This is a genomic window from Streptomyces griseoviridis, from assembly GCF_005222485.1.
GTDB lineage: Bacteria > Actinomycetota > Actinomycetes > Streptomycetales > Streptomycetaceae > Streptomyces > Streptomyces hintoniae.
Window position 1 is genome coordinate 4,438,624 of sequence record NZ_CP029078.1, and the last position, 20,117, is coordinate 4,458,740.

A 20,117-nucleotide genomic window follows, 5' to 3' on the forward strand; every position below is an offset into this window, starting at 1 on the left:
GGCGAGCCCGCCCTGTGTGTTCGTACGACGGAGTCGGGGTTCGGCGCGGGAGCCGAGGTGCGGGTCAGTGTCGGCGTCGGCGTCGGCGTCGGCTCACTCGTTCGTGAACTCGTCGACGACCGTGGCGCCCAGCTCCCTGACGATCAGGTCGTGCCCGGAGAGGGCGGAGTCGACGAGGTCGGGATCGTCGTCCTCGGGGGTGTCGTCCTCGGGGGAGATCGGGTGCGGTTCGGGTGCGGCGGAGGGCTGGGGGGCGGGTCTGGACGGCGCGGACGGGGCGTAGGAAGAGGAGGCGGTGGCGCCGGTGGCGCCGGTGGGCGAGGAGCCGCCGGGGCCCTGCCCACCGGGGCCGGAACCGGAACCGGAGCCGTACCCACCGCCGCCGCTGTTGGCTGCGTTGCCGCCGTGACCGCCGTGGCCGCCCGCAGGGGCGCCGCCACCGCCGCCCGCGCCACCGCCGTAGCCGCCGCCGTATCCGCCGTTGAAGCCGGGCCCGCCGGGGGGCGGAGGTGCCGAGCCGCCACCGCCGCCGCCTCCGGAGGGGTCGACGACGGTCTCGATCTTCCACTGCACGCTGAACTGCTCGGCGAGCGACTGCCGCAGGACGTCCTCGCTGCCGCTGCTGGCGAAGTTGTCACGGGCACCCGCGCTGGCGAAGCCGAGCTGGAGGGTGGTGCCGTCGAAGCCCGCGACGTGGGCGTTCTGGCTGAGCAGGATCCAGGTGAAGCGGCGCCGGTTCTTGACGGCCTCCAGGATGTTCGGCCAGAGCATGCGGGGGTCGATGCCGCCGCTGGGGGGCGCGTAGGCGGCGGGGGCGGCGGCGGGCGGCCCGCTCGGCGGGGCGGAGGGCGCCTGTCCGGCGGGGGCCTGCCCCGAGGGCGCCTGCCCGGAGGGGGCACCGGTGGGCGCGGCGGTGGGCCAGCCACCGGGACGCCGCCCGCCACCGACGGGCGCGGCGGTGGGCCAGGCACCGGGGGCGGCGGGGGCCGGGGAGGCGGGCGGGGGGGCCTGGTGGCTCTGCTGGGGGGCCTGCTGCGGGGCCGGCTGCTCCTGGGGGACGGGCGGAACGGCCGCGGGAGGGGCACCGGCCCCACCGCGCACGGCGGCCCGAGCGGCGGCGACACCGCCACCGGGAGCCGGGGCCGGGGCGTGTGCGTCGGGTCCGGGCACGTATCCGACGGGAGGCATGGCGGGCATCCCGGCCGGACCGGAAGGACCGGATGCGGCCGGAGGACCGGATGCGGCCGGAGGACCGGATGCGGCGGGAGGCCCGGCCGCGTACCCGCCGACGGGCACGGGGGCAGCTCCGCCCGCGCCGCCCGCACCGGCCGTACCGCCCCCGCCGCCGAAGTGCGCGCCGCGTTCGAGGCGGTCGAGGCGGGCCATGACGGCGCGGTCGTCGCCGTAGGCGGCGGGGAGCAGGACGCGGGCGCAGATCAGCTCGAGCTGGAGGCGCGGGGAGTGGGCGCCGCGCATCTCGGTGAGGCCCTCGTTGACGAGGTCGGCGGACCGGCTCAGCTCGGCCGCGCCGAAGGTACCGGCCTGGGCCAGCATCCGCTCGATGACGTCGGCGGGGGCGTCGATGAGGCCCTTCTCGGCGGCGTCGGGGACGGCGGCGAGGATCACCAGGTCACGCAGCCGCTCCAGCAGGTCGGCGACGAACCGGCGGGGGTCGTTGCCGGCCTCGATGACGTGGTCGACGACATCGAAGGCGGCGGCGCCGTCACCGGTGGCGAAGGCCTCGACGACGGAGTCCAGGAGCGAGCCGTCGGTGTAGCCGAGGAGGGAGGTGGCCATGGCGTACGTCACACCGTCGGCGGCGGCGCCGGCGAGCAGCTGGTCCATGACGGACATCGAGTCACGCACCGAACCGGCGCCCGCGCGCACGACGAGCGGCAGCACGCCGTCGTCGACCGGGATGCCCTCCTTCTGGCAGACCTCGCCGAGGTACTCGCGCAGGGTGCCGGGCGGGACGAGCCGGAACGGGTAGTGGTGGGTGCGGGACCTGATGGTCCCGATGACCTTCTCGGGCTCGGTCGTGGCGAAGATGAACTTGAGGTGCTCGGGGGGCTCCTCGACGACCTTGAGGAGCGCGTTGAAACCGGCCGACGTGACCATGTGGGCCTCGTCGATGATGTAGATCTTGTAGCGGCTGCCCGCGGGCCCGAAGAACGCCTTCTCGCGCAGCTCGCGGGCGTCGTCCACACCACCGTGGGAGGCGGCGTCGATCTCGATGACGTCGATGGAGCCGGGGCCGTTGCGCGCCAGGTCACGGCACGACTGGCACTCCCCGCAGGGGGTGGGCGTCGGGCCCTTCTCGCAGTTCAGACAGCGGGCGAGGATGCGGGCGCTGGTCGTCTTGCCGCAACCGCGCGGCCCGCTGAACAGGTACGCGTGATTGACCCGGTTGTTGCGCAGCGCCTGCTGCAACGGGTCGGTTACATGCTCCTGCCCGATGACCTCGGCGAACGACTCCGGGCGATAGCGGCGATACAGCGCAAGAGACGACACACGTACGAGGTTATAGGCGCCCACTGACAGCGAGGGTCCCGACGACCTCCCGGGGGCACGAAGACGCCCCCCACGCACCCGCCAGAGCCGACCTACCCTTGCTGCCTTCCGGCCCTGGGGGAGTTCAGTCAGATAGCGCCGCGTGAGGGGCTACCCAGAGAGTACCCGACGTCAGCGCCTGCGAACGAGTTCGCAAGCACCCTCCTCGGTCATGTAATGTTCCCGGCGGAGGATTCGCCTAGAGGCCTAGGGCGCACGCTTGGAAAGCGTGTTGGGGGCAACCCCTCACGAGTTCGAATCTCGTATCCTCCGCCAGTGCCTCACCGGGCACTAACGTCGAAGGGCCCCACCGCGAGGTGGGGCCCTTCGACGTTGTCCGCCCCCTCACTACACTCCCCCCGCATGGACTGGCTCGATCGTGTCGCGCGTCTTCGGCAGTGGAGCAGGGACGGGGTCCGTGCCCCGCACAAGCCGTTGCTGTTGCTGTACGCGCTCGGCCGGTATCAACGTGACCCCGGCGGCGCGGAGTTGCTGTACAGCGCCGTGGAAGGTGATCTGAAGCGGCTGTTGGCCGAGTACGGGCCCGTCCGCGCGACCACGCCCGCCTATCCGTTCCACCATCTCGTCAGTGACGGCGTCTGGGAGGTGCGCACGGATCGGGGGCCCGGCAGTCCCGGCAGCGTCGTGCGGGAGCTTCGCGCCAGTGGGGCCGTGGGGCGGCTCGTCCCCGAGCTGCGGGACGCCCTGCGCCGGGAGCCCTCGCTCCTCGGGCGGATCGCGCGGACACTGCTCGACTCCCACTTCCCGCCCTCCCTGCACGCCGACCTCTGTGACGCCGTCGGGCTCGAACTCGACGACGCGGCGGGGGCCCCGGTCCCCGGCGGGCGCCGTCGGCGGGGCTCCCGGATGCGGGAGTCGGTGCTGACCGCGTACGAGTACCGCTGCGCCTTCTGCGGTTACGACGGCATGATCGGGACCCTGCCCGTCGGGCTGGAGGCCGCGCACGTGCGGTGGTGGGCGTACGGCGGTCCCGACGACGTCGAGAACGGGCTCTGCCTGTGCTCGCTGCACCACAAGCTCCTCGACCAGGGCGTCCTCGGGGTCGGCGAAGGGCACCGGGTGCTCGTGTCGCAGCGGTTCGTGGGGCGCGGGAGTGCCGCCCGTGAGCAGGTCCTTGCGCTCGCCGGGCGGCCGCTGCTCGGTCCGCAGCCCGGCCTCAGCCCCGTCGCGGACGCCCACCGGCTCTGGCACGCGCGGCAGGTGTTCCAGGGGGAGGCTCGGCCAGCACTCCAACACCAGCCTCAGCCCCAACCTGAACTCGGATCCGAACCCCGGGCCGCCCCCGCCCCTTGAGCTACCCCGTGATCCGTACCCGCGCGCTCGCGCTCACCTGGTCCAGCTCCGACACCCGCACCGTCACCTTCATCGTCCAGGTCCCGGCCAGTGGAACCGTGAGGTCGCTGGTCGTCCAGTAGCCGCCCGCGTCGCGGATCCTGGCGTCGAGGGGGCCGATCCTCTGGGACGGCAGGGTGAGGGAGAGGCGCAGTTCGGGGACGGTCGACAGGCCGCCGTCCGGGCCGTAGACGACCGCCTGCACGGCGTTGTCGCCGACCCGGCCCGGGTCGAGGGTGATCTGCACCTTGCCCTTGCCGTTCGGGGTGCCGACGTCGAACGGGATCGTCGTCACGGACGCTACGGGCAGGCCGCCCGCCGTCGCGGGACCCTCCGCCGCCTCGGCCGCCGCCCGGCCGGGCAACGTCCCGCTGAGCACCGTGCTGATCACCAACACCACCACCGCGACCGCGACTTCGGCCAGCACGGAGCGCCGCAGCGCACGGCGGTGCGGGAGGGGGGAGGGGGCGGATTCGGGTACAGATTCGGGGGCGGGGTCCGGATCGGGGGCGGCGGCCAGTCTGCCCGTCCAGCTGCGGGAGAGCGCCGCCGCCGTCAGCAGCACCACCACCGCCGCCAGTTTGGCCGTGAGCAGCGCGCCGTACGTCGTGCCGGTGAGGGCGTCCCAGGAGCCGAGGCCGCGCCAGGACTGGTAGACGCCGGTGACGACCAGGACCGTCACCGAGGCGAAGGCGAGCCGGGAGAACCGGGTCACCGTGGCCGGGTCCAGGTCGGCAGCGCGGTACAGGGAGAGCAGCAGCGCGGTGAGGCCGCCGAGCCAGACGGCCATCGCCAGCAGGTGCAGCACCGCCGATGTCATCGCCACCGGCACCTGGATGCCCGCCGAGGCGTGTTCGGCCGTCGCCCAGGTGAGAGCGAGACCGACGGCGAGGGCGCCGCCCACCACACGCACCAGCCTCTCCCGCCCGCCGACCCGGCCGGCGGGGTCGGCGTGCTCGCGCAGCCGTGCGTGGCAGAAGGCCGCCGCGAGCAGCAGGGCGAGGCGGGCCAGCAAGGCGATTCCGGGGCGGCCGGTGAGGGTGCGGCTGAGTGCGGCGGGATCGAACGCCGTGCCGGGGCCCGTCCCCGTCTCGTACGGGGCGCGCAGCACCAGCAGGACGAGGGTGGAGCCGAGCAGCGTCCACCAGCCGATGAGCAGGGGGGCGCGCAGCGGGGCGGGGTCGGCCGGGCGGCACAGGGCGATGAAGGCGGCGGTGCCGATCAGCAGGGCCGCCGCGAGGTAGGCGAGGTAGCGGCCGATGTCGTAGAGGCTCGCGGTGGCCGGGTCCTCGGTGGGGCCTGCCGTGGTCACGGCGAGGGTGGGGGACGCCTTGCCGACGGAGAAGGTGAACGCGCCCGAGACGGGGTGGCTGTCCGCCGACACCACCCGCCAGACCACCACGTAGGTGCCCTGCGCCAGCTTCGGCGGCAGGCTCACCCGCGCGGTCCTGGCGCCGCCAGGACCGTGTCCCGCCTCGCCCGTGTCCACCCGCCGGTTCTCCGGGTCGAGGACCCGGAAGGAGTCGTCGAGGAGGGCGACGGACTCGGTGAAGGTCAGCGTGAGCCGGCTGGGGGCGGTGGCGACGACGGCTCCGTCGCCGGGGTCGGTGGAGCGCAGGGCGGCGTGGGCGGACGCGGTGCCCGCGCCACCGAGGACGAGCAGGACCAGGACGGACGCCAGCGTCACCAGCCCTTGAAGCCGCCTTCGCCCGCGCCCGTACCGGGGCCGGGGCTGGGGCCAGGGCTGGGGCCACCGTCCGTACCCGTGCCGGCGCCAGCACCTTGGCCCACGCCCGCGCCCGCCTCCTGGCCCACGCCCGCGCCCGCCTCCTGGCCCACGCCCGCCGCGCCCGCCGTCTCCGCCGTGCGCGCCGTCAACGTCGCCGCCGCCGCCGTCGCCGTCTCCGCCGCCGTCACACCCCACGTCACTCTCCGTCGTACGTCTGTCCGTCTTGTGCAGGGGTACGGGCGGCGGGGGCGGAACGCTCACCGGGGCATGGTGCGTGACGTGGGCGCCGATGTCACCCGGGGAAGGCGGTGGCCCGGTCGAGGAACGCCAACTGGGCCTTCTTCTCGGGCAGATACACGTCCGGGAGGTCGATCTCGGGCAGGACGACGGTCTCGCCCGCCGTGAAGCCCTGCTTGAGGAAGCGGGCGACGGCCTTCTCGTTGCGGACGTCCGGGTCGACGACCACCCGGTCGCGGTCGAGCACCCCGAGGACGTACCGCGCGACGACGCCGAGCAGCGCCGTCGACCAGCCGGCCGTGGCGCCGTCCGGGCCCGGGGGCGCGAGCAGCAGGTGGACGCCGATGTCGCCGGGGCGCACCGGGTAGCACTCGCCGACCCGGTCGGCCGCCGGCTCGTAGGTCTGGAGCAGCGCGGCGGGTTCGCCGTCCTTGACGACGAGGTGGGCGTGGTGGGTGTCGAGGGTGGCCATGTGGGCGTAGATCTCGGTGACTTGGGCGGCGGTGAGGCCGTTCATGCCCCAGAACGCGGCGCGTTCCTCGCGGACCCAGGAGTGCAGTACGGGCGCGTCGGCGTCGGGGTCGAGGGCCAGGACGCGGACGGTGCCGAAGCCGTCGACCGTCTGCTCGTGCAGCGCGGCGCGGTGGGCGTACGGCTCAGACATCGTCGTTCTCCTGGGTGAGCTGGTCGAAGTCGGTGATGACGGGGGCGAGTCGGCCCGCGTGCCACAGCGGGAGCTGGTCGCGGTGGTGGGGGCTGCCCGGCACGCCGGACGCGCCGAGCGGGACCACCCAGCGGCTGTCGTCGCGGCGGGCCAGGTCCCAGACGTAGCGGGCCGAGGGGCCGCGTCCGCTGAGGTCGGTGAGGCCGGGCACGGACGACGTGGCGAGCACGCAGTCGTGGTCGCCCGACAGTCCGGGTTCGTCGTACGCGGTGGTGGTGAACGCCCGCCAGGGGGCGAGGCGGTGGGTGTCGCCCCAGGTGCCCTCAGGCGGCCTTGCGGCGACCTCCTCGACGGCCGCGCGGACCACGGCGGCCCGGTCGATGCCGTACAACTCCCGGGCGCACAGCAGGTGTTCGAGGGCGTGGGCGACGCGCGGCACGAGGGCGAGCCAGGGGTGGAAGACGTCGGGGTAGGCGGGCGGTACGGCGAGCGCGGCGAACTCGGGCCGTGCGGCGAGGAGTCGGACGACGGCGCCGCGGACGGCCGCGTAGCAGGCGGCGTCTGCGCTGTCGGCGTCCATGTGGCGGTCCCAGCGCAGCAGCCGGTCGCGGAGCGCGGCGGCCTCGGGGGTGAGGCCGTCGAGGGCGGCGAGGTGGTCCAACAGGGGTGCGGCGGAGGCGAGTCGGGTGTCGAGGTGGATACGGGGGAGGTCGCCGGGGGCCCAGCGGTCCCGTTCGGCGAGCAGGGCGGCGATGCGGTCGGCGCGGTGCGGCGGCGCGAACTCGACGCCGAGCGGGGTGGCGAGGCCGCGCTGGTTGGCCATCACGGCGACGCCGTCGGTGAGCCGGCCGCGGGGGGTGTCGTGCCAGCCGTGCCACTCGTGGCCGGGTTCCCAGGCGGGCACGAGGCGGACGGAGTTGGCGTCGGCGCGCACCGGCACCCGGCCCGCGACCCGGTGCAGCACCCCGCCCTCGGTGTCGGCGGCCTGCACGACGTTGACCGGCTCGGCCCAGCCGTCGAAGGCCCGGTCGACGTCGTCGACCCGGCGGGCGCGCAGCAGCGGCAGCAGGGCGCCGAAGCCGAGGTCGCCGGTGACGCGCGGCGGGTAGCGCAGGCTGACGGCGACCGGTTGGCTGCCGGGGACGCCCTCGTCGAGCCCTTCGGGGCCGCCGATGATCACCGGGCCGCGGTCGGTCTCGACGATCTCGACCTCGACCGGGTCCTCGCCCGCGACCTCGACGGTCTCGGTGTGCCGGACGGCGCGGTGCCAACTCCCGTCGGGGCCGAGGGCCTCGACGCCGGCGCCGGTGCGGCGCAGCCGTTCGCGGTAGAGGTCGTGGTAGTCGGCCATGGCGTTGGTGATGGCCCAGGCGACCGTGCCGGTGTGGCCGAAGTGGGCGATGCCGGGGACGCCGGGCACGGCGAGGCCGACGACGTCGAACTCCGGGCAGGAGAGGTGGATCTGCTGGTAGACGCCGGGGTCCTCGATGAAGCGGTGCGGGTCGCCCGCGATCGCCGCGTGGCCGGTGGTGGTGCGGGCGCCGCCGACCAGCCAGCCGTTGCTGCCCGAGGTGCCGGGTCCGTCGGTGGCGAAGAGGCCGACGGCGTCGTCGCCGAGGTGTCTGACGGCCTCCTCGCGCCACAGCTTGGCCGGGAATCCGGCGAACAGGATGTGGACGGCGAGCCAGACGCCGAGCGGGGTCCAGGGCTCCCAGCGGCCTGGGGCGAGCCCGGTCGCCTCGAACTCCGGTCCAGGGGTGAGCCCTTCGTTGACGCCGTCGACGTAGGCCAGGACCCAGTCGGCGGTGGCGGGGTCGGTGGCCCGCAGCCGGTCCAAGCAGCGGCGGGCGGTGTCGTCGAGGCGGGCGCGGCGGGCCAGGACGTCCCAGGAGACGGCGTCGTGGCCGAGGAAGGCCGCCGAGGTGCCCTGCGCCCTGTGCCGTTCGACCTCCAGTTGCCAGGAGCGGTCGCGGGCCGTCACCCGGCCCTGGGCGCGGGCCAGTTCGAGGGCGTCGTCGGCGCGCAGATGCGGGATGCCCCACGCATCGCGGTAGATCTCGGTGGCCACGCTGGGACCGTCCTGTCTTTTAGGTTAGCCTTACCTAAGTAATCGGTGGAGGAATCGTACGCGAGGGGTGGAGACGGCATGGCGCAGGGGCGGGGCTGGGAGGGCACGGTCCTCCGGCTGATGCGGGCGAAGGACTTCACCTTCACCGTCACCGGGGTCGAGGACGTCACACCGGAGTACCGGCGGCTGCGCCTCTCCGACGGCGGGCTGCTCGCCGCGGCCGGGGTCCACCCCACCATGTGGGTCAGGCTCTGGTTCGGCAACGCGGGCAAGCCGCACCAGCGGGCCTACACCCTGGTCGACCCGGACCCCGCGGCCGGCACCTTCTCCTTCGAGTTCGCCCTGCACGAGGGCGCCGCCAGCGACTGGGCGCGCGCCGCCGCGCCCGGCGACACCATCGAGGCGACCGTCCAGGGCACCGGCTTCGAACCGCCCGAGCCCGCCCCCGGCCGGATCCTCGCCGTCGGCGACCCCGCGTCGCTGCCCGCGATCAACTCCCTGCTCGGCTCGTTCACCACCGCACCGGCCACCGTCTGGTTCGAGGGCGGCGGCGACGGCCTGCCCTTCCGCACCGACCCCGCCCGGCACGAGGTGCGCCGGGTGCGACGCGGTGACCTCGTCGCCCAGGTGCGCGCCGAACTGCCCGCGGCGCTCGCGGCCGACCCGGCGCCCTACGTCTGGATCGCCTGCGACACCCGCACCACCCGGGCCCTGTCCGGGTACGTCCGCAAGGAGCTCGGCCTCGCGAGGGAACGCACCCACGCGCTCGGGTACTGGCGCGCGACCTGACGCCCGGCGCGCGATCATCGAACCATGGACGTCACCCTGCACCTCGCCCAGGACCCCGAGGCCGACGCGCTCCTCGGGCGGTCCCCGCTCGCCGCGCTGACCGGCATGCTGCTCGACCAGCAGGTGCCGATGGAGTGGGCGTTCAAGGGGCCGCGCACCATCGCCGACCGGCTGGCGGCCACCGATCTCGACGCGCACGCCATCGCCGTCCAGGACCCGGACGCGTTCGCCGCGCTGCTCGCCGAGAAACCGGCCGTGCACCGCTACCCCGGCTCGATGGCGGGCCGCGTCCAGCAGCTCTGCCAGTACCTCGTGGAGCACTACGACGGCAACGCCGAACTGGTCTGGAAGGGCGTCGACGACGGCGCCGAACTGCTGCGCCGCCTCCAGGAGCTGCCCGGCTTCGGCAGGCAGAAGGCGCAGATCTTCCTGGCCCTGCTCGGCAAGCAGCTCGGGGTGCGCCCGCGGGGCTGGCGGGAGGCGGCCGGCGCGTACGGCGAACCCGACTCCTTCCGCTCGGTGGCCGACATCACCGGCCCCGACTCCCTGGCCAGGGTCCGCGCCCACAAACAGGAGATGAAGGCGGCGGCAAAAGCCGAGAAAGCTGCGGAAGCCGAGAAAGCCCAGAAGGCCCAGCAGTCCGGGAAGACGGCGGGGTCCGCGAAGTCGGGGAGGACGGCGAAGTAGCCGCCCCCCGCCGACCAGGCGGCCGCCCAGCGCCTCCCGTCTGCCGCCTCCCGCCTGCCGTCAGCCGCTCGCCGCGAGCCGTCAGCCACCCGCCGTTCAGCCATACGGCAGGCCCCCGTCAGCCAGGCCCCGTCAGCCAGGTGGACGTCAGCGGTGGCGGGGCCGTCGGGGCGGTTCCCACCATGGACCATGACGCAGCCATCGCCCGGCTCCTGGAGCCGCGACCACCACGACCAGGCCGCCGGCAGCCCCTCCTCCCCGTACGGCCATGACGAGCCGCCGTTCGAGGGTCCCCTGCACGCCCTCTCCCGGGCCGCCTGGCAGGTCGTCCTGCTGACCGGCGTCGCCTCGCTGGTCCTCGGCGTGCTGATCCTGGTCTGGCCCGACGCCTCGCTGCGCGTCGCCGGCATCCTCTTCGGCCTGTACCTAGTGGTCAGCGGCGTCTTCCAACTGGTCGCCGCGTTCGGCACGCACCGCAGGACGGCGCTGCGGGTGCTGGCGTTCATCAGCGGCACCGTGTCGATCCTGCTCGGCCTGTTCTGCTTCCGTGGCGCGATGCAGTCGATCCTGCTGCTCGCCCTGTGGATCGGCATCGGCTGGCTGATCCGCGGGGTCACCCAGACCCTGGCCGCCGCCTCCGACCGGACCATGCCCGCCCGCGGCTGGCAGATCCTCCTCGGGATCGTCACCTTCGTGGCCGGCGTGGTGCTGATCGACTCCCCGTTCGAGTCGGTGGCCGTGCTCACCGTCGTCGGCGGGATCTGGCTGGTCGCGGTCGGTGTCGTCGAGATCGTCACCGCGGTCCGGATCCGCGGCCGGGCGGAGCGGATTCCAGCCACTGTGTGACAAATAGTCATTGCGGGCGAATTTCACGTCCAAAGTGATGAAAGCCGTACGCCAGGTGGGGAAATGGGAGTCGTGAGCATCGCGCGACGTCTCCCCCGCCGGCAGTGGCTGCGGACCTTCGTCCTGCTGCTCGCCCTGCTGGTGCCGACGGAGACGTACACGGCTCCGGCCCTGACCGCGTCCGCGGAGAACGTCGAGTACGGCGTCACGGACGCCGCGACCCGGCCCGTCGCGCACGCCGCCCAGCGGATCGCCGTCCCGCCGCGCCCCGCGCCCCTGCCCGACCGGACGCCCGCCACGGCCGGCCACCGGCCGCCGCCCGGACCGCCGGGTCCCGCGCGCGCCCCGCGTCTGCTGCGTTCCGTGGTCCTGCGCTGCTGACAGACCCCGCTTCCGGCCGGTCGTCAGCACCTCGCACGAATCACGAGGAACACCGTCATGCCCAGAGACCCGTACGCGGTCCTGCGCGCCCTGCTGCGCGCGGAGGCCGTCCGCAACACGGCACCGAAACGCGACCCGAAACCCCACACGAGCCCGACGAACTCGTCGACCACGACGCCCCCGACGCCTCAGACGGCCTCGGCGCCCCCGACAACCCTGACGGCCGCGACAGCCGCGACAGCCGCGACAGCCGCGACAGCCGCGACGACCCCGAACCCCCCGAACCCCGCGCAGACAACCAAGGCCGCCAAGACCGCCAAGGCCGCCAAGACCCCGCCGAAGGGCGAGCGGCAGGCCGCGCAGGAAGCGGAGCCGTTGACCCGGGCCCACTGACCCGGTGTCCGGCGGGCGGTCGGGACGGCGGAGGCGCCGGGCCACCGAGGTCCGGCGCCTCCGCCACCCGCCACCCGCTGCCCGCTGCCCCCGCATCCGCCGGGCCTCCCCGGCCCCTCCCCTCCATCTCACCTGCGGCGCTTGGCCGTTCCGAAGAGGGAGCGGGTGATCTCGCGGCCGACCTGGGTGCCGATCGAGCGGGCCAGGGACTTGAACATCCCGCTGCCGACGACCTGTTCGACCATCGACGGCTCCGCCTTCGGCCCGGTCGCCGGGGCCCGCGGCGCCGTGGGCGCGGTCGCGCGGGCCGCCGTCAGCTTCTCGTACGCCGACTCCCGGTCCACGGCCTGGGCGTACCGCGCGTACCCGGGGGACGTCGAGACCGCCCGGTCGAGGGCCGCCGCGTCGAGCGGGCCCATCAAGGACTCGGGCGCCCGCAGCCGGGTCGCCGCGACCGGCGTCGGCGCGCCCCTCTCGCTGAGCACGGTGACGACCGCCTCACCCGTGCCGAGCCCGGTCAGCACCTCCTCCAGGTCGTACGGGGAGTCGGGGAACGTCTTCACCGTCGCCCTGAGCGCCTTCTGGTCGTCGGGCGTGAAGGCGCGCAGCGCGTGCTGGACGCGGTTGCCGAGCTGGCCGAGGACGTCGGACGGCACGTCCTTCGGGCTCTGCGTGACGAAGAAGACGCCGACCCCCTTCGAGCGGATGAGCCGGACGGTCTGCGTGATCGAGTCGAGGAACGCCTTGGAGGCGCCGTCGAACAGCAGATGCGCCTCGTCGAAGAAGAACACCAGCTTCGGCCGGTCCAGGTCGCCGACCTCGGGCAGGTCGTGGAAGAGGTCGGCGAGCAGCCACATCAGGAACGTCGAGAACAGCGCGGGACGGTCCTGGACGGCGGGCAGTTCGAGGACGGAGACCAGGCCGCGCCCGTCGGAGGCGGTGCGCAGCAGCTCGGCCGTGTCGAACTCGGGCTCCCCGAAGAAACCGGCCGTGCCCTGCGCCTCGAACGCGGTCAGGGAGCGCAGGATCACCCCGGCGGTGGCCGTGGACAGGCCGCCGATCTCCTTCAGTTCGGCGCGGCCCTCGTCCGAGGTGAGGAACGCGACGACGGCCCTGAGGTCCTTGAGGTCGAACAGTTCGAGGCCCTTGGTGTCGGCGTAGTGGAAGATCAGGCCGAGCGACTGCTCCTGGGTCCGGTTGAGCTGGAGCACCTTGGCGAGCAGCACCGGCCCGAAACTGGTGACGGTGGCCCGCACCGGGATGCCGGTGCCGATGCCGCCGAGCGCGTAGAACTCGGCCGGGAATCCGGTCGCCGTCCACCGCTGGCGCACCTCGTCGGCCCGCGCCCGCACCTGGTCGCCCGGTGCGCCGGGCGCCGAGATCCCCGACAGGTCGCCCTTGACGTCCGCGAGGAAGACCGGGACGCCCTGCGCGGAGAGCTGCTCGGCGATCAGCTGGAGGGTCTTGGTCTTCCCGGTGCCGGTGGCGCCCGCGACCAGACCGTGCCGGTTCAAAGCGGCCAGCGGGACGCGGATCCGCGCGTCCGGCAGGCATCGGCCGTCCCACAGCAGGGCGCCCAGGTCGAGGGCGGGGCCGGTGGCGGCGTAGCCGAGCGCGATGGCGGCGGCCTCGGGCGGCAGGGCGGAAGCGCTCCGTCCGGCGCCGGGAGTGGTGGCCGCGGGCGCGCTCTCGCTGTCGCTCATGTCAGACCCCTGTTCCCGGTTTGCCCTGGTTGGAGACGTCTTTTCCAGCCTCGCACTCCGCCGCCATGGCTGCGCCCGGAACGTCTGGGCCGGTAGGCTTTCCGTGTGATCTTCAAGCGCATCGGAAACGGCCGGCCGTACCCCGACCACGGCCGGGAGAGCACCCGGCAGTGGGCGGACGTCGCGCCACGCCCGGTCCGCCTCGATCAGCTCGTGACGACCAAGGGGCAGCTCGACCTGGAGACCCTCCTGGCCGAGGACTCGACGTTCTACGGTGACCTGTTCGCCCACGTCGTGAAGTGGCAGGGCGACCTCTATCTGGAGGACGGCCTGCACCGCGCGGTCCGTGCCGCGCTCCAGCAGCGCCAGGTGCTACACGCCCGCGTCCTGGAGCTGGACTGAGCCGTTCCGCCCACCGGTTGACCCTTTCGGGTTCTCCTGTAGGCCGACCGATGATCATCTAGTAGGAATCACCGCCCGGTCGCACTACGCTGCGTTCATGAGCATGCTGACTCCCCCGGGTATGGGCGGCAAGTACCGGATCAGCGGGGACGTGTACCCGCGGATGCGGCAGCGCCGGCGCCGCGGCAGGCTCGCGTTCCTGGCGGTCGCCTCCGTCGCCGTGCTCGGCCTGGTCGGCTGGGGGACCCTTCAGCTCATCGACGTCTTCACCGGCGGCGGCAAGGCCTCGGCCGCCGGTTCCGCGACCGACTGCCCGTCCCCGCGGGCGAGCGCCTCATCGGTCGCCGTCACCCGCTCGGGACCGCTGCCCGAGCCCGGCCGGATCACCGTCAACGTGCTCAACGCGACGCCCCGCAGCGGCCTCGCCAAGGAGACCGCCGACGAGCTGAAGAAGCGCGGCTTCAAGATCGGCGAGGTGGGCAACGCCACCAAGGAGTACGACAAGAAGGTGCCCGGCAGCGGTCTGCTGCTCGGCCCCGCGTCCGCCCTCGACACCTCGCTGCCCGTGCTCGGCACCCAGCTCGGCGGCGCCGAGCGGCGCACCGACGCGGCCCGCAAGGGCACCGACGTCGATCTGATCCTGGGCACCGGCTTCAAGAACCTCACGGCGAAGGCGGTCGCCGACAAGGCGCTGGCCGAGCTGGCCGCGCCGGAGCCGACGCCCACCGCGTCGTCGAAGAAGAAGACCTGCTGAGCGGGCGCACCCGCGCGGCGGCCCGCCCGGCGCGGACGGGCTACTCGGCCGCGCCGTACAGGCGGTCGCCCGCGTCGCCGAGGCCGGGGACGATGTAGCCCAGTTCGTTGAGGTGGTCGTCGACCGCGGCCGTCACGACCGTCACCGGGCTGCCGGCCAGCTCGCGTTCCATGATCTCGACGCCCTCGGGGGCCGCGAGCAGCACCACCGCGGTCACGTCGTCGGCGCCGCGCCGCATCAGCTCCTGGATGGCGGCGACCAGCGTGCCGCCGGTGGCCAGCATCGGGTCGAGGACGTACACCTGGCGGCCGGAGAGGTCCTCGGGCATGCGGCTCGCGTACGTGGACGCCTGGAGCGTCTCCTCGTTGCGGATCATGCCGAGGAAGCCCACCTCGGCGGTCGGCAGCAGCCGGACCATGCCGTCCAGCATGCCGAGACCGGCCCGCAGGATCGGCACCACCAGGGGGCGCGGGTAGGAGAGCTTCACGCCCGTCGTCGAGGCGACCGGCGTCCTGATGTCGACCTGTTCGGTCCGCACGTCACGCGTGGCCTCGTAGGCGAGCAGGGTGACCAGCTCGTCGGCGAGACGGCGGAAGGTCGCGGAGTCGGTGCGCTGGTCGCGCAGCGTGGTGAGCTTGTGGGCGACCAGAGGGTGGTCGACGACGTGGAGACGCATGTCCACAACAGTAACCGGGCCCCCGGCCCGGCTCGCCCTGGCATCAAACCGGCCGTCCGGGGGAAGGTGCACGGACGGACTGGGGTGATGAGCCGATGCCTGACCTGCCTGACCGCGATTCCGAGCGCGACCTGCCGTCGACGCGGCCACGGTCGTCGATACCGCTGTCGTCGCCGCTGAGTCCCCCCGGGCGCGACCTCTCCGCCCACGAGAGCGACTCCGAGCGCCGGCGGCGCCGCGCCCGATTCCTGCGCGACCTGGCCGAGGCCCGCGAACTGCGCGACCGGGTCCAGCCCCGCCGCGCCAAGGTGGCCAGACTGCGCCACGCGATGCGCATGCGGACCTTCCGCTGGTAGCGCGGCCACCGGCAAAAGATCGCCGGTAGTACGGGCGTTGACCGGGTGGCCGTGCGTGGGCGGGTGGGAAACCCGCGTACGATCCGCTCGTGGCGGCAACGAGTGCGCTGGTGGGTCCTCCACCGGTGCCCGGTCAAAACTGCCGGACACAGGGTGCGGAAGACGTCCCCTGAACGCCTTGTTTCTGCCACGATTCCGAGTGGGTGGGGCTCGGAGCACCGCTCTCCCCGCCCGTAACCTCCGCCGGGGGGACCCCCAACCGGCACGCCTCAGACCAGTGGGAGAGTCACGGTGTACTTCGCCGCACTGCTCGCGCGCACCGAAGACGGGTGGGAAGCGAGCGACACGGAGCTCGACGATGTGGAGACCCTGGCCGACCTGGCCGATCTGGCCCGGGAGTCCGCCGGTGAAGACGACGACACCGTCCTCGTCTTCATCGAGCAGGAGGAGTCCTGGTTCGGCATCGTCCGGGTGGACGGTGAGGAGGACCCGCGCGTCTATGTCTCGAACGCCGCCGCCGCCGCCCGCAGCTCGTACGGTGAACTGCTGCTCACGGACGAACTGCTCGGCAAGGACGGTTCCATCGACCTCGACGACCTCGACCTCGACGGCACGGAGGACGGTGAGCCGGACGACGAAGGGGACGACGACTCCGCCGACTCGGTGCCGTCAGGGCCGGTGGGCGACGTCTCGATCCTCGCGGACCTCGGGGTCGGCGAGAAGGAGCTGAGCGCCCTCGACGACGACGCGCTCGGCGACATCGCCGAGGCCCTGGGCGCCTCGGAGGTACTGGAGACCGTGCGCTGACCCCGCCCCCCGACCCCGAACCCCACTCCGTCCCCGACCCGGTCCGCGACCGCTGGCGGGCCGCGATGCGGCTCGCCCTGGCCGAGGCCGGGCGGGCCGGTGACGACGTCCCCGTCGGCGCCGTCGTCCTCGGCCCCGACGGCACCACGGTCCTCGCGGCCGGGCACAACGAGCGCGAGGCGACCGGCGATCCGACGGCCCACGCGGAGGTCCTGGCGATCCGCGGGGCCGCCGCGCGGACCGGCGACTGGCGGCTGTCCGGCTGCACCCTCGTGGTCACCCTCGAACCCTGCACGATGTGCGCGGGCGCGCTCGTGCAGTCCCGGGTCGACCGCGTGGTCTACGGCGCCCGCGACGAGAAGGCGGGCGCGGCCGGCTCCCTGTGGGACGTCGTCCGCGACCGCCGCCTCAACCACCGTCCCGAGGTGGTCGAGGGCGTCCTCGCGGACGACTGCGCCCGGCTGCTGACCGCCTTCTTCCGCACCCCCTGAACACCGATTTCGGAGCACGGCCCCCGGTGTTGTAAGGTCTCTCTCGGTAGCGTGTCCGAGCGGCCGAAGGAGCTCGCCTCGAAAGCGAGTGTGGCGTAACCCGTCACCGAGGGTTCAAATCCCTCCGCTACCGCTTCAGAAGGGCCCCGTCGTCAGACGGGGCCCTTCGCGCGTCCCCCGGACCGGCCCGCGGCCCTGCCCGACGGCGGTGCCGAACGCCTTTCGCGCACGGGTGGTTGGCCCCGCGAGCGGGCACGGAGGTTACACTCGCCGCCGACCTGATCCACAGGGCAGGCACCAGGCGCAGCAGTCACAGGGGAGGCCGCGGTGGCGGTGAACATCAAGAAGATCGCCGTCTACGTGATCGTGGTCTTCGTCTTCTACGTGATCATCACGGATCCGAAGGGGGCCGCGGGGTACGTCCAGATAGGCTTCGAGGGCATATCGGACGCCGCGAAGGCCATCGGCGACTTCATGACCTGGGCCGCCAAGGGAGGGAACTCATGATCCGCCACCTGGTGCTGTTCAAGCTCGCCGAGGGCGTCGAGCGGGACGACCCCCGGGTCGTCGAGGGTGTCGCGGCCTTCCGTTCGCTCGAGGGCTCGATCCCCGAGATCCGGTACTGGGAGCTGGGCTGGAACATCAGCGACCGCCCCATCGCCTACGACTTCGCCATCAACTCCGGCTTCGACGACGCCGACGCGCTGCGCCGCTACGTCGAGCACCCCGAGCACCAGGCCGGCGTCGCGCTCTGGAAAGAGTTCGCCACCTGGGTGATCGCCGACTACCCGTACGAGGCTCATTGAGCCTGCCCGAGGCGCACTGAGCCTCGCCCTCCCGGGCCCTCCGCCGTGACGGCGGAGGGCTTTTTTGTGCTTTATATCCCAACTGACCCACAACACGGTGTTATGGGGTGCTTGCACACAGTGCACATGTCTTGTGATGCTATGACCGCTTTTGACGGATGGACCGAAGAAGAGGTGGCGTTGACCGTGTCGGCCAGTACAGCGCCTCCCCAGGAGGCCCAGGAAGTCACGGAGACCCCCCAGCGCAGCCGAGGCGCCGACACCCGGGCCCTCACCCAGGTGCTGTTCGCCGAACTGAAGGACCTCCACCCGGGCACGCCGGAGCACAACCGGGTGCGCGCGGCGCTCATCGAGGCGAACCTCCCGCTCGTGCGCTACGCGGCGGCCCGCTTCCGCTCCCGCAACGAGCCGATGGAGGACGTGATCCAGGTCGGCACGATCGGGCTGATCAACGCGATCGACCGGTTCGACCCGGAGCGGGGCGTGCAGTTCCCGACCTTCGCGATGCCGACCGTCGTCGGCGAGATCAAGCGGTACTTCCGCGACAACGTCCGCACGGTCCATGTCCCGCGCCGGCTGCACGAGCTGTGGGTGCAGGTCAACGGCGCGACCGAGGACCTCACGACGGCGTTCGGGCGGACCCCGACCACCGCCGAGATCGCCGAGCGGCTGCGCATCGGCGAGGACGAGGTGCTCTCCTGCATCGAGGCGGGACGCTCGTACCACGCGACCTCCCTGGAGGCCGCCCAGGAGGGCGACGGGCTGCCGGGGCTGCTCGACCGGCTCGGCTACGAGGACCCGGCCCTGGACGGCGTGGAACACCGCGACCTGGTCCGCCATCTCCTCGTCCAACTCCCCGAGCGGGAGCAGCGGATCCTGCTGCTGCGGTACTACAGCAATCTCACCCAGTCGCAGATCAGCGCCGAACTCGGCGTCTCCCAGATGCATGTGTCGCGGCTACTGGCGCGTAGCTTCCAGCGGCTGCGATCCGCAAACAGGATCGAGGCGTAACCGTCACGAGCGAATCGCTCACCAGGGCGGTTCCCGGTTGTTTTGGCCCGATTGACCGTCAGACCCCTTTCTTCCAGGGCCTTTTCGCGTTTCACATGTCGACATGTCACTACAGCGTGTTGCCGACATGTGACATTCTGCCGGAGACGCGTTTGCCGTGGCCTCGGCTCCGGTATTCAGGTGAAGGCTGGCGTTCCTCGTCCGGAGCGTTCGCCACGACCGTCCCGCGACCCAAAGGGGGTGGCATGTCCGCAGACCAGGGCAGCTCGAAGGTGCTCACGCTCGTCAAGAGCGAGTCCGCGCCCGACGCCGCGCTTGACGATGTACAGGTGATCGAGGTCCCCGCGGCCCCGGCTCCTCCCACGGCCTCGGAAGCCATCGACACCCGCACCCTGTCCCGCTCCCTGTTCCTGCGGCTCGCCGCGCTCGCCGAGGACAGCCCCGAGCGCGCCTACGTCCGGGACACCCTGATCGAGCTGAACCTCCCGCTCGTGCGCTACGCGGCGGCCCGCTTCCGCTCGCGCAACGAGCCGATGGAGGACATCGTCCAGGTCGGCACCATCGGCCTGATCAAGGCGATCGACCGCTTCGACTGCGAACGGGGCGTGGAGTTCCCCACGTTCGCGATGCCGACGGTGGTCGGCGAGATCAAGCGGTTCTTCCGCGACACCTCCTGGTCGGTGCGGGTCCCGCGCCGCCTCCAGGAGCTGCGGCTGGCGCTCACCAAGGCGAGCGACGAGCTGTCCCAGAAGCTGGACCGCTCGCCCACCGTCGCCGAACTCGCCACCGTGCTCGGGGTGTCCGAGGAGGACGTCGTCGACGGCCTCGCGGTCGGCAACGCCTACACGGCCTCCTCGCTCGACTCCCCGGCCCCGGAGGACGACGGCGGCGAGGGCTCCCTCGCGGACCGCCTCGGCTACGAGGACACCGCCCTCGAAGGCGTCGAGTACCGCGAGTCGCTCAAGCCGCTGCTGGCCAAGCTGCCGCCCCGGGAGCGCCGGATCATCATGCTGCGCTTCTTCGCCAACATGACCCAGTCGCAGATCGGCGAGGAGGTCGGCATCTCCCAGATGCACGTCTCCCGGCTGCTCACCCGCACCCTCGCCCAGCTCCGCGAGGGCCTCATCTCGGACTGACCGCGGCGGTGGCCGGTTCCGGCTCCGGGACCGGCGCCGCGGGGTTCCTATTTGACGGAGCGTCAGTCACCATGGCGCGATGCTTCGAGCGAACTCCGGGACGCGCGGCATCCTGACCCGTGGCCGTCGAGGCGCCCTGATCGGCGCGTCGGCGGCCGTCCTGTGTCTGGGCGGGGCGCTGGCCGCCTGCGGCGGGGGCGGACGCGACGGCTATCTCGCGACGGACGGGGTCACCGGCGCCTCGGCGGCGCCGCCACGCCCGACGGAGGCCGTCACGC

At 73.1% G+C, this 20,117-nt stretch carries 22 protein-coding genes, 2 tRNA genes and 1 other RNA gene; 17 read left to right on the forward strand and 8 right to left on the reverse strand.

Annotation, left to right across the window (positions count from 1 at the left end; genetic code table 11):
* Window positions 1-93: 93 nt before the first annotated feature.
* Both DDJ31_RS18860 and ffs read right to left on the reverse strand, forming a co-directional pair.
* A complete protein-coding gene (locus DDJ31_RS18860; protein ID WP_171480845.1) occupies window positions 94-2,511 on the reverse strand; it encodes a DNA polymerase III subunit gamma and tau in 2,418 nt (805 codons plus the stop codon).
* A 59-nt stretch (window positions 2,512-2,570) separates the two neighbouring features.
* Window positions 2,571-2,665, reverse strand: an RNA gene (gene ffs, locus DDJ31_RS18865) — signal recognition particle sRNA small type.
* Between the two features lie 73 nt (window positions 2,666-2,738).
* On the opposite strand from ffs, the gene DDJ31_RS18870 reads away from it, so the two are divergent.
* Together DDJ31_RS18870 and DDJ31_RS18875 are read left to right on the forward strand one after the other, a co-directional pair.
* A tRNA-Ser gene (locus DDJ31_RS18870) sits at window positions 2,739-2,826 on the forward strand.
* A gap of 87 nt (window positions 2,827-2,913) precedes the next feature.
* Window positions 2,914-3,864 (forward strand): phosphorothioated DNA-binding restriction endonuclease, encoded by a 951-nt coding sequence (locus DDJ31_RS18875; RefSeq protein WP_127179126.1) that lies wholly within the window; start codon window positions 2,914-2,916, stop codon window positions 3,862-3,864.
* A 1-nt stretch (window position 3,865) separates the two neighbouring features.
* On the opposite strand, the gene DDJ31_RS18880 is transcribed toward DDJ31_RS18875, so the two are convergent.
* From DDJ31_RS18880 to DDJ31_RS18895, 4 genes are all read right to left on the reverse strand, one after another.
* Complete coding sequence (locus DDJ31_RS18880) at window positions 3,866-5,590, reverse strand: copper resistance CopC/CopD family protein (RefSeq protein ID WP_127179125.1); 1,725 nt, start codon at window positions 5,588-5,590, stop codon at window positions 3,866-3,868.
* Window positions 5,587-5,820, reverse strand: a complete 234-nt coding sequence (locus DDJ31_RS18885) for a hypothetical protein (RefSeq protein ID WP_171480846.1) — start codon at window positions 5,818-5,820, stop codon at window positions 5,587-5,589. The genes DDJ31_RS18880 and DDJ31_RS18885 overlap by 4 nt, the downstream gene beginning before the upstream one ends.
* Before the next feature lie 104 nt (window positions 5,821-5,924).
* Window positions 5,925-6,533: a GNAT family N-acetyltransferase gene (locus DDJ31_RS18890; RefSeq protein WP_127179124.1), complete on the reverse strand. Its 609-nt coding sequence runs from the start codon at window positions 6,531-6,533 to the stop codon at window positions 5,925-5,927.
* Window positions 6,526-8,601, reverse strand: coding sequence for a penicillin acylase family protein (locus DDJ31_RS18895; protein WP_127179123.1), 2,076 nt, complete (start codon window positions 8,599-8,601; stop codon window positions 6,526-6,528). Before DDJ31_RS18895 ends, DDJ31_RS18890 begins: the two co-directional genes overlap by 8 nt.
* Window positions 8,602-8,679: 78 nt before the next feature.
* On the opposite strand from DDJ31_RS18895, the gene DDJ31_RS18900 reads away from it, so the two are divergent.
* From DDJ31_RS18900 to DDJ31_RS18920, 5 genes are all read left to right on the forward strand, one after another.
* A complete protein-coding gene (locus DDJ31_RS18900) occupies window positions 8,680-9,390 on the forward strand; it encodes a siderophore-interacting protein (protein ID WP_127179122.1) in 711 nt (236 codons plus the stop codon).
* A 24-nt stretch (window positions 9,391-9,414) separates the two neighbouring features.
* Window positions 9,415-10,077, forward strand: a complete 663-nt coding sequence (locus tag DDJ31_RS18905; protein WP_127179121.1) for an HhH-GPD-type base excision DNA repair protein — start codon at window positions 9,415-9,417, stop codon at window positions 10,075-10,077.
* 189 nt (window positions 10,078-10,266) lie between these two features.
* Window positions 10,267-10,923, forward strand: a complete 657-nt coding sequence (locus DDJ31_RS18910) for an HdeD family acid-resistance protein (RefSeq protein ID WP_127179120.1) — start codon at window positions 10,267-10,269, stop codon at window positions 10,921-10,923.
* Window positions 10,924-10,986: 63 nt separating this feature from the next.
* The gene (locus tag DDJ31_RS18915; RefSeq protein ID WP_127179119.1) at window positions 10,987-11,304 is read left to right on the forward strand and encodes a hypothetical protein; all 318 of its coding nucleotides are present in this window, start codon (window positions 10,987-10,989) and stop codon (window positions 11,302-11,304) included.
* Window positions 11,305-11,361: 57 nt separating this feature from the next.
* Window positions 11,362-11,697: a hypothetical protein gene (locus DDJ31_RS18920; RefSeq protein WP_127179118.1), complete on the forward strand. Its 336-nt coding sequence runs from the start codon at window positions 11,362-11,364 to the stop codon at window positions 11,695-11,697.
* Window positions 11,698-11,825: 128 nt separating this feature from the next.
* Here the strand turns inward: DDJ31_RS18920 and DDJ31_RS18925 are convergent, their stop codons facing one another.
* A complete protein-coding gene (locus DDJ31_RS18925; RefSeq protein ID WP_127179117.1) occupies window positions 11,826-13,400 on the reverse strand; it encodes a helicase HerA-like domain-containing protein in 1,575 nt (524 codons plus the stop codon).
* Window positions 13,401-13,505: 105 nt separating this feature from the next.
* Between DDJ31_RS18925 and DDJ31_RS18930 the strand changes: the two genes are divergently transcribed.
* Window positions 13,506-13,802 (forward strand): type II toxin-antitoxin system VapB family antitoxin, encoded by a 297-nt coding sequence (locus tag DDJ31_RS18930; RefSeq protein ID WP_003999914.1) that lies wholly within the window; start codon window positions 13,506-13,508, stop codon window positions 13,800-13,802.
* A gap of 97 nt (window positions 13,803-13,899) precedes the next feature.
* A complete protein-coding gene (locus tag DDJ31_RS18935) occupies window positions 13,900-14,556 on the forward strand; it encodes a LytR C-terminal domain-containing protein (RefSeq protein ID WP_240678152.1) in 657 nt (218 codons plus the stop codon).
* A 40-nt stretch (window positions 14,557-14,596) separates the two neighbouring features.
* On the opposite strand, the gene upp is transcribed toward DDJ31_RS18935, so the two are convergent.
* Complete coding sequence (upp, locus tag DDJ31_RS18940) at window positions 14,597-15,232, reverse strand: uracil phosphoribosyltransferase (protein ID WP_127179116.1); 636 nt, start codon at window positions 15,230-15,232, stop codon at window positions 14,597-14,599.
* Between the two features lie 95 nt (window positions 15,233-15,327).
* On the opposite strand from upp, the gene DDJ31_RS18945 reads away from it, so the two are divergent.
* The 8 genes from DDJ31_RS18945 to DDJ31_RS18980 all read left to right on the forward strand — a co-directional run bounded on the left by DDJ31_RS18945 (window position 15,328) and on the right by DDJ31_RS18980 (window position 19,839).
* Window positions 15,328-15,588, forward strand: a complete 261-nt coding sequence (locus DDJ31_RS18945) for a hypothetical protein (protein ID WP_240678151.1) — start codon at window positions 15,328-15,330, stop codon at window positions 15,586-15,588.
* A gap of 291 nt (window positions 15,589-15,879) precedes the next feature.
* Complete coding sequence (locus DDJ31_RS18950) at window positions 15,880-16,395, forward strand: tRNA adenosine deaminase-associated protein (RefSeq protein ID WP_127179115.1); 516 nt, start codon at window positions 15,880-15,882, stop codon at window positions 16,393-16,395.
* 65 nt (window positions 16,396-16,460) lie between these two features.
* Complete coding sequence (gene tadA / locus DDJ31_RS18955) at window positions 16,461-16,886, forward strand: tRNA adenosine(34) deaminase TadA (RefSeq protein WP_171480847.1); 426 nt, start codon at window positions 16,461-16,463, stop codon at window positions 16,884-16,886.
* Between the two features lie 45 nt (window positions 16,887-16,931).
* Window positions 16,932-17,019: transfer RNA gene (locus DDJ31_RS18960), tRNA-Ser, on the forward strand.
* Window positions 17,020-17,213: 194 nt separating this feature from the next.
* The gene (locus DDJ31_RS18965; protein WP_127179113.1) at window positions 17,214-17,393 is read left to right on the forward strand and encodes a hypothetical protein; all 180 of its coding nucleotides are present in this window, start codon (window positions 17,214-17,216) and stop codon (window positions 17,391-17,393) included.
* Window positions 17,390-17,692: a Dabb family protein gene (locus tag DDJ31_RS18970; protein ID WP_127179112.1), complete on the forward strand. Its 303-nt coding sequence runs from the start codon at window positions 17,390-17,392 to the stop codon at window positions 17,690-17,692. Before DDJ31_RS18965 ends, DDJ31_RS18970 begins: the two co-directional genes overlap by 4 nt.
* 141 nt (window positions 17,693-17,833) lie before the next feature.
* Window positions 17,834-18,703: an RNA polymerase sigma factor SigF gene (locus DDJ31_RS18975; RefSeq protein ID WP_127179111.1), complete on the forward strand. Its 870-nt coding sequence runs from the start codon at window positions 17,834-17,836 to the stop codon at window positions 18,701-18,703.
* Window positions 18,704-18,948: 245 nt separating this feature from the next.
* Window positions 18,949-19,839, forward strand: coding sequence for an RNA polymerase sigma factor SigF (locus DDJ31_RS18980; protein WP_127179110.1), 891 nt, complete (start codon window positions 18,949-18,951; stop codon window positions 19,837-19,839).
* Window positions 19,840-20,117: the final 278 nt, after the last annotated feature.